Origin of the sequence: Methylobacterium sp. BTF04, assembly GCF_010692745.1 — a bacterium.
Lineage (GTDB): Bacteria > Pseudomonadota > Alphaproteobacteria > Rhizobiales > Beijerinckiaceae > Methylobacterium.
Window position 1 is genome coordinate 1 of record NZ_JAAHTB010000096.1, and the last position, 5346, is coordinate 5346.

The 5346-nt window shown below is 69.5% G+C and carries 6 protein-coding genes and 1 pseudogene; 6 read left to right on the top strand and 1 reads right to left on the bottom strand.

What is annotated here, in order from left to right:
• Positions 1 to 57: 57 nt before the first annotated feature.
• Positions 58 to 414 (top strand): annotated as a pseudogene (locus tag G3T14_RS22935) (SMP-30/gluconolactonase/LRE family protein); the annotation flags it as partial.
• Positions 415 to 569: 155 nt separating this feature from the next.
• Here G3T14_RS22935 and G3T14_RS22940 read toward each other — a convergent pair.
• Positions 570 to 1910 (bottom strand): dihydroorotase, encoded by a 1341-nt coding sequence (locus G3T14_RS22940; protein ID WP_246733508.1) that lies wholly within the window; start codon positions 1908 to 1910, stop codon positions 570 to 572.
• Positions 1911 to 2006: 96 nt separating this feature from the next.
• On the opposite strand from G3T14_RS22940, the gene G3T14_RS22945 reads away from it, so the two are divergent.
• The 5 genes from G3T14_RS22945 to G3T14_RS22965 all read left to right on the top strand — a co-directional run bounded on the left by G3T14_RS22945 (position 2007) and on the right by G3T14_RS22965 (position 5113).
• On the top strand, positions 2007 to 2858 hold the full coding sequence (locus G3T14_RS22945) for a folate-binding protein YgfZ (protein WP_163644815.1): 852 nt from the start codon (positions 2007 to 2009) through the stop codon (positions 2856 to 2858).
• Between the two features lie 47 nt (positions 2859 to 2905).
• Positions 2906 to 3526, top strand: a complete 621-nt coding sequence (locus G3T14_RS22950; protein WP_163644816.1) for a DNA-3-methyladenine glycosylase I — start codon at positions 2906 to 2908, stop codon at positions 3524 to 3526.
• Positions 3523 to 4125: an HD family hydrolase gene (locus G3T14_RS22955; RefSeq protein WP_163644817.1), complete on the top strand. Its 603-nt coding sequence runs from the start codon at positions 3523 to 3525 to the stop codon at positions 4123 to 4125. Before G3T14_RS22950 ends, G3T14_RS22955 begins: the two co-directional genes overlap by 4 nt.
• Positions 4126 to 4127: 2 nt before the next feature.
• Positions 4128 to 4640: a protein tyrosine phosphatase gene (locus G3T14_RS22960; protein WP_163644818.1), complete on the top strand. Its 513-nt coding sequence runs from the start codon at positions 4128 to 4130 to the stop codon at positions 4638 to 4640.
• A gap of 170 nt (positions 4641 to 4810) precedes the next feature.
• On the top strand, positions 4811 to 5113 hold the full coding sequence (locus G3T14_RS22965) for an exodeoxyribonuclease VII small subunit (protein WP_163644819.1): 303 nt from the start codon (positions 4811 to 4813) through the stop codon (positions 5111 to 5113).
• Positions 5114 to 5346: the final 233 nt, after the last annotated feature.

Sequence of the window (5346 nt, forward strand, 5' to 3'; positions counted from 1 at the left end):
GCCTCGATACGCCGCCCTCAATCCACCGTCGTCACCCACTTTCCCGCATAGCTCGTGACCGGACTGCCGCGGGGGGAGCCGGCCACGCTCCACGATCATCGCCATGGCGAGGGCGGGCTCGACGGGGCGGCGGTGGACGCCGCCGGCCTGATCTGGTGCGCGCGCTGGGGCAGCGGCTGCGTCGATGCCTACAGCCCCGACGGAGACCGCGTGCGCTCGGTGGCGGTGCCGGCCACCCGCCCGAGCTGCCCGACCTTTGCCGGCAACGACCTGACCCAGCTCCTCGTCACCAGCGCCTACGAGGGCATGGACGACGACGAGAAGGCGGCGGACCCGGAGCATGGCCGCACCTTCCTGATCGACCTCGGCGTCCGTGGTCTTCTGGAGCCGCGGGTGCGGCTGTCCGGGGCCTGATCCTTGGTCATGTCTTTCGGTCTGAAGACGCCGCCGGCGGTCCGCATCGCGAAGCGAGCGGCCGGATTTGGTATGATTTCCTCGCCAGAGCGTTGGCGCAGGTCTCCCTGCGCCTGGCTCGGTACTGCGACGGATAAGGTCCCGGGGACGGCCGTTCAGGCTTGCGGCGCCAGCGTCTCCTCGAACACCACCGCCTCGCCCCGCGACGGGCCGACGAGTTCGCCGTCCCACATCACGCAGGCGCCGCGCACCAGAGTGCCCACCGGCCAGCCCGTCACCGTAACGCCGTCGTAGGGCGTCCAGCCGCATTTCGAGGCGATCCATTCGTTGCGGATGGTCTCGCGCCGCTTGAGGTCCACCACCGTCACGTCGGCGTCGTAGCCCACCGCCAGACGCCCCTTCCGGGCGATGCCGAACAGCCGCTTCGGTCCGGCGCTGGTGAGATCGACGAAGCGCGCCAGCGACAGTCTCCCGGCCGCCACATGGTCGAGCATGATCGGCACCAGGGTCTGCACGCCGGTCATGCCCGAGGGCGAATCCGGATATGGCTTGGCCTTCTCCTCGAGCAGGTGTGGCGCGTGATCCGAGCCGAGGATGTCGGCCACGCCCTGGGACAGCCCGTGCCAGATGCCGTCGCGATGGCTCGCATCGCGCACGGGCGGGTTCATCTGCACTAGGGTGCCGAGCCGGGCGTAGGCCTCGGTGCCGTCGAGGGTCAGGTGATGCGGCGTCACCTCGCAGGTCGCCACGTCCTTGGCCTGCGCCAGATACGCCATCTCCTCCCGGGTGGAGATATGCAGGATGTGGATGCGCGCGCCGGTGGCGCGGGCGATGCGCACGAGGCGCTGCGTCGCTTTCAACGCGGCCTCCGGCGAGCGCCAGACCGGATGCGAGGACGGATCGCCCGGAACGCGCAGATCCTTCTGCGCGCGCAACATGGGCTCGTCTTCGGCGTGGAAGGCGGTGCGCCGGCGGGTGCGCTTGAGGATTTCGGTGACGCCGGCATCGTCCTCCACCAGCAGCGAACCGGTGGACGAGCCGACGAACACCTTGATTCCGGCCGCCCCCGGCAGGCGCTCGAGCTCGGCCACCTCATGGGCGTTCTCGTGGGTGCCGCCGACCCAGAACGCGAAATCGCAATGCATCCGGTGATGCCCGCGGGCGACCTTGTCGGCGAGCGCCGCGGCGCTGGTGGTCAGCGGGTTGGTGTTGGGCATCTCGAACACTGCGGTGACGCCGCCCATCACCGCCGCGCGCGAGCCGGATTCGAGGTCTTCCTTGTGGTCGAGCCCCGGCTCGCGAAAATGCACCTGGCTGTCGATGACGCCGGGCAACAGGTGCAGTCCGGTACAATCCCGCGTCTCGGATGCCGCCGCGCGCGACAGGTCGCCGATGGCGGCGATGCGCCCGGCCCGGATGCCGATGTCGGCGCGGTGCTCCCCGTCCTGGTTCACCACGGTGCCGCCGGTGAGGAGAAGGTCGAAGGGCTGGTCCATCGGAGTGACTCCTGTCGGAAGCATTGAGGCGCGGATGGCGGCGGCTTATGTCAGGCGGAAGTGGCACGCAACGCCGCTGGACACTCAGGAGCCGCCATGCCGATCGCCCTGCTGCCGGACCGCGCCCTCGTCACCGTCGCGGGCGAGGATGCGACCAGCTTCCTGCAAGGCGTCGTGACCTGCAACGTCGAGACGCTCCCCCCCGGCGAGGCGCGGCTCGGGGCGCTGCTGACGCCACAGGGCAAGGTGCTGTTCGATTTCCTGATCTCGAAGATCGGGGACGGGTTCCGGCTCGACGGCGTGGCCGAGCGCGCTGCCGACCTCGCCAAACGTCTCGCCCTCTACCGCCTGCGCGCCAAGGTGACGATCGCCCTCGATCCGACGACCAGTGTCGCTGCCGCCTGGGACGGGGCCGAAACCACGATCGCGACAGAGGCGGTGCAGGACGGTCGCCTCGCCGCCCTCGGCACCCGGATCTACGCCGCCGAGGGCGCGTTCTCGACCGATGCGACGGAGGCCGGTTACCACGCCCACCGCATCGCCCTCGGCATCCCCGAGGGCGGGCGCGATTTCACCTATTCCGACGCCTTTCCGCATGAAGCGCTGATGGACCAGCTCGGCGGCGTCGACTTCAGGAAGGGCTGCTACGTCGGCCAGGAGGTGGTCTCGCGCATGCAGCACCGCGGCACCGCCCGCACCCGCATCGTGCCTATCGTCGCCGTCTCGGACGGTGGTCTGGAAAGTGCCGTCGAGATCACCGCCGGCCAGCGCAGCCTCGGGACCATCGGCAGCGTCGCGGGAACGCGCGGCCTCGCCACCCTGCGGATCGACCGGCTCGCCGACGCGCTGGCGGCCGGTGAACCCTTGCGCGCGGGGAGCACCTTGATCGGCGTCGAGCGGCCGTCTTTTGCCACCTTCGCGTTTCCCGAGCCGCTTCTGGCGGGGTGATCCCAATTGCGTTTGTTCTTGTCCCGTTCTCAAGCTAAACCAGCCCGATGTCTGCTGATGCCACCGGCCTGATCCACCATCCCGACGGCTGCGCCCGCTGCTGGTGGGCCGGGCTCGATCCGCTCTACACGGCCTACCACGACACCGAATGGGGCGTGCCCGAGCGCGACGGCCGCGCTTTGTACGAAAAGCTGATCCTCGACGGTTTTCAGGCCGGCCTGTCCTGGATCACGATCCTGCGCCGCCGCGAGGGCTTTCGCCGCGCCTTCGCCGACTTCGAGCCGGCAGCCATCGCGCGGTTCACGCCCGCCGATGTCGAGCGGCTGATGCAGGACACCGGCATCATCCGCAACCGCGCCAAGATCGTCGGGACCCTCGCGGGCGCCAAGGCGTGGCTCGCCATCGAGGCGCGCGGCCCCGGCTTTTCGCGCTTCCTGTGGGATTTCGTCGGAGGCGTGCCGATCCAGAGTGCCGCCCCCGATCGGCAGGCCATCGCCACCGAGACGGAGGTGTCGCGGACCATGTCGCGCGCCCTCAAGGCCGAGGGGTTCAGCTTCTGCGGGCCGACCATCGTCCATGCCTTCATGCAGGCCACCGGCATGGTCAATGACCATCTCGTCGGCTGCCACCGTCATCGGCCTTGCGCGACTCTCGGAGCGGTCCGATGAGCGGTCCGCCACGCGCGTGGCAGCGCATGCTGTCGGGCCGGCGCCTCGACCTGCTCGATCCGGAGCCGGGCGACATCGCCATCGTCGACATCGGTCATGGTCTCGCCCGCGTCGCCCGTTGGAACGGGCAGACCGCCGGGCCGCACGTCTTCTCGGTGGCTCAGCATTCCCTGCTGGTGGAGGCGATCGGCGCCGGGCTGGAGCCGACCTGCACGGCGGGTCAGCGTCTGGAAATGCTGCTGCACGACGCCCCCGAATACGTGATCGGCGACATCATCTCGCCGTTCAAGGCGGCCATCGGCGATTCCTACAAGGCGGTGGAGCGACGCCTCCTCGCGGCGATCCGCGCGCGCTTCGGACTCGCCGACCCCACCGTCTCGGAGGCCGGCCTCGTCAAGCGCGCCGACGGAATCGCGGCCTATTTCGAGGCGACGCGGTTGGCCGGCTTCGACCAGGCGGAGGCCCGTGCGCTCTTCGGCGAGCCCGGGCCGATCCCCCCCGAGGCGGAGGCCCTGCTCGATCCCTGGCCGAGCGACGTCGCGCAACGGCGCTTCCTCGCCCGCTTCCACGCCCTCACCGCCGCTCTGTCGGACCCCTGATCATGCCCTCCATCCATGTCTGCCCGCTGTCGCGCCTGCCCGAGACGCTGGCCCAGACCGGGGCCAACCGACTGATGACGCTGATGAAAGTCGGCACAGCCATCGCGCGGCCCGACGGCATTGCCGCGGGGCATCATTGCGTGGTCGAGGTCAGCGACATCGTCGCGCCCCTCGACGGCCATGTGCTGCCGGACGATGCGCATATCGGCGCCATCCTGGATTTTTCGCGAAGCTGGGACCGGGCGCGGCCCCTGGTGATCCATTGCTACGCCGGCATCAGCCGCTCCACCGCCGCCGCCTACATCGCCGCCTGTGCGCTGGAGCCCGAACGCGACGAGGCGGCGATCGCCGATGCGCTGCGGGCGGCCGCACCGTCGGCCACGCCCAATTCCCTGTTCGTGGCGATCGCCGACCGGATGCTGGCGCGCGACGGGCGGATGGTCGCTGCGATCGCCCGGATCGGTCGGGGGGCCGAGGCGTTCGAGGGGGAACCGTTTCGCCTGGATCTGGCTTGAGAGCGCTCTGGGGCCAGTCCGCTATGACGCAAGCCTGCAACGAAATGGCGTGCAAACGCAGTGTGACCCAAACGACGCCCTGCGCGCCGAAGTGCGATGGCGAGGGGGTGGCCGGGTTGCCGGCCGCCGCCGGACGGGCTTAGACCGACAGAATCAAGGGATGAATCAGGATGACCGTAGCTCGACCCGCCGTTGCGCCGACGGCGTCAACGACCGGCGCGCCCGGCGCCGCAGAGGCCGGCTTCGAGCCGAGTCTGCCGTTCGAGAAGGCCCTCGAAATGCTCGAGGACATCGTTCGCCGTCTTGAGAAGGGCGACGTGCCCCTCGACGAGTCGGTGGCGATCTACGAGCGCGGGGAGGCCCTGAAGCGCCATTGCGAGGCGCTTCTCCAGAAGGCCGAGGCGCGGATTCAGAAGATCACGCTCGGCGCCGACGGCAAGGCAGCCGGCACGGCGCCCCTCGACGTCGAATAGATGAACGGCCGCGTCTCAAGCGCGGTGGCCGGTGCCGTCGGCACTGAGTCGCGATCGCAGAATAATCATTTGCCGCAAGACTTTGCGCGCATGTCTTCCCTCCGGGCGTGAGGTTGATTCGGTGTCACGGATAGAAACCTCGATTCTGGACGGTCTTTCGGAGACGTCCGCATTGCGCCTGTTGCCGGAGAGCGACCTCCCGGCGGTGGCGGATGCGGTGCGGGCGGAGATGA

Bases quoted from the DNA above. Each gene is read 5' to 3' on its own strand.
- G3T14_RS22940 (WP_246733508.1), bottom strand. From the start codon at position 1,910: ATGGACCAGCCCTTCGACCTTCTCCTCACCGGCGGCACCGTGGTGAAC.
- G3T14_RS22960 (WP_163644818.1), top strand. From the start codon at position 4,128: ATGCCCTCCATCCATGTCTGCCCGCTGTCGCGCCTGCCCGAGACGCTG.
- G3T14_RS22965 (WP_163644819.1), top strand. From the start codon at position 4,811: ATGACCGTAGCTCGACCCGCCGTTGCGCCGACGGCGTCAACGACCGGC.
- G3T14_RS22950 (WP_163644816.1), top strand. From the start codon at position 2,906: ATGTCTGCTGATGCCACCGGCCTGATCCACCATCCCGACGGCTGCGCC.
- G3T14_RS22955 (WP_163644817.1), top strand. From the start codon at position 3,523: ATGAGCGGTCCGCCACGCGCGTGGCAGCGCATGCTGTCGGGCCGGCGC.
- G3T14_RS22945 (WP_163644815.1), top strand. From the start codon at position 2,007: ATGCCGATCGCCCTGCTGCCGGACCGCGCCCTCGTCACCGTCGCGGGC.